The sequence below is a fragment of the Pseudomonas sp. genome, from assembly GCF_036387035.1.
In the GTDB taxonomy this organism is placed as follows: domain Bacteria; phylum Pseudomonadota; class Gammaproteobacteria; order Pseudomonadales; family Pseudomonadaceae; genus Aquipseudomonas.
The window spans coordinates 1-2,563 of the sequence record NZ_DASVUM010000033.1; the positions used below are offsets into that span (position 1 = coordinate 1).

General features: G+C 60.2%; 1 protein-coding gene. It reads left to right on the forward strand.

The window, feature by feature from the left end; all coding sequences use genetic code 11:
- Positions 1-55: 55 nt before the first annotated feature.
- Positions 56-2,563, forward strand: a 2,508-nt coding sequence (locus tag VF672_RS03300) for a type VI secretion system tip protein VgrG (protein WP_331101432.1), incomplete at its 3' end; no start/stop codon positions are given.

Genomic DNA, 2,563 nt, shown 5'->3' on the forward strand with positions numbered 1-2,563 from the left:
GATCGGTTCTTTATGGGCCGGTCGGGGGCGCATTTCCTGTCAGGGACGCTCGCTCATGCTCACCAATTTGCCGCCTTTCTTCGATCACAGTCGCCATAAACTTGTTGTTCATCGCTTGCCAATTGCGCTTGACGTTTTAGCCTTTGAGGGTGAGGAGCGGCTGAGCCAGCCGTTTGTTTATCGCGTGGAATTTACTTCCATCGATCAGGAAATCGGGGCTGAGCGGGTGCTGGGGAAGACCGCCGAGTTCAGCTTGCATGCTGCGGCCCACACGTTGCCGATTGCTATTCGTGGCTTGCCGACGCCACCGATTAAAGCGCTGCGTACGTTGCACGGGGTGATCACCGGCTTCAAGCGACTGTCCGGTTCTGCTGACGAGGCGCGTTATGAAGTGACGCTGGAGCCGCGCCTGGCATTGCTCGGTCGTGGACGGCAGTTTCGGATTTATCAGCATCAGTCGGTCCCGCAGATTGTCGAGAGCATCTTGCGAACGCGACATGATTTTGAAGGGCAGGATTTCTTGTTCTCGCTAGTGCGGGAGTATCCGAAGCGCGAGCAGGTGATGCAGTACGGCGAGAGCGATCTCGCGTTTATTTCCCGCCTGTTGGCGGAGGTGGGGATTTGGTATCGCTTCACAAACGATGAGCGATTGGGTATCGCGGTGGTCGAGTTTCATGACGACCAGCGTCATTACGTTCGCCCGCGGGTGAGCTTGCCGTTTCGGCCTCAGTCGGGGTTGGGCAGCAGCGGCGAGGATGGGGTTTGGCGGCTGCAGGTCAGTCATCAGGTGGTGGAAAGGAACGTTCACTTTCGTGCTTATCACCACCGTGATGCGAGTGCATGGCTGGACAGCGATGTTGACCAGACACGGGGTGATCCAACCGCTTATGGCGAGGCTTATCACTATGCCGAGCCGTACCGCGTATTGGGCGACAAGCTGGATCAGGATGAGGATCTGCTGGGGGAAAGCGGGTTTTTCTACGGCCGGTTGCGGCATGAGCGGTATGTGAATAACCAAACTCGCCTGAGTGGGATTAGCAGCAGTGCTTCGTTGGGATTGGCGCAGGTGCTGGCGATTTCCGGTGGTGCGCCGCAGGCGTTTGAACCGGGTGCGGTGGTCACTCGCTTGCAGTTGCGCGCTGCGAGGGACCGCAGTTTTGAGCTAAGTTTTGAAGCAATTCCGTATTCGGAGAGCGTGTGCTTTCGCCCGCCGCTGCTGACTAAGCCACAGATAGCGGGCACTGTGCCGGCGCGTGTGACCAGTTCGCTGGCCAACGACCCTTACAGCCACATCGACAGTGAAGGCCGCTACAAGGTCAGCTTTCTGTTCGACCGCGACAACTGGAAGCTGGGTGAGGAAAGCCTGTGGCTGAGGCTGGCCCGGCCTTATGCCGGCGATACCCACGGCCTGCACTTGCCGCTGATCTGCGGGACCGAAGTGGCGATTGCCTTCGAGCAAGGCGACCCGGACCGGCCGTACATCGCACACGCGCTTCATGACAATCGCCACCCTGATCATGTGACGCTGCTGCACAGCGATTACAAACGCAACGTCCTGCGCACGCCGGCCAATAACAAGCTGCGCATGGAAGACGACCGCGGCAAGGAACACATCAAACTCAGCACCGAACACAGCGGCAAAAGCCAGCTAAACCTTGGGCATCTGGTCGACAACGAGAAGGATAAGCGCGGCGAAGGGTTTGAGCTGCGTACGGACGGCTGGGGCGCGACTCGGGCGGGACGCGGGCTGTTCATCAGTGCGGATGAACAGACCCAGGCGCACGTTCAGCAGCTCGACATGGATGCCGTGATCGAGGAACTGGAAAGCGCATTGTCCGTGGCCCGCACCATGGCCCAGGCCGCGAGAAGTGCAGGCGCCATCGCCGCCGACACCGACACCCATGCGCAACTGAACGACGCACTGACTCACCTCACCGAGCCCGGTCTTCTGCTGCACGCGCCGGCCGGCATCGGCATCGTCACCCCTGAAGCGATCTGCCTGTCCTCCGGTCGCGAAAGCGTCGCCATCACCTCCTCGCGCTCAACCGACATCAGCGCCGGACGCAACATCACCGGCACCGCCGAGGGTGCGATCAGCCTGTGCGCAGTGACCAAGGGCCTGCAACTCAAAGCGGTTCAGGGCGACGTTCAGCTTCACGCGCAAACTGGCGCGCTGCACGCACTGGCCAACAATGACATCAAGATCGAAAGCCTCGGCGGCCGGATCGAAATCAGCCCCCCGCAAGAGCTGCTCCTGAATTGCGGTGGCGCATTCATCCGCATTAAGGATGGCGAGATCGAGTTGGGCGCGCCCGGCAACATCTATCACCGGGCCGACTATGTGCTGAAGGCCGGTGCCACCACGCTGACGACTCCGGTCACGCCAATACCTTATGGCTATGGGGCGGGGTACACCCTGGTTGACGCGCAACAAGCTGCAGCACGCTTTGTCCGTTACCGGATCACCACGCAGAATGGCGAAGTGTTCAACGGCGTGACCGACAAGGACGGCAGAACCATGCCCGTCCACACGATGCTGCCCGGACACGTGGCGATCGACTTT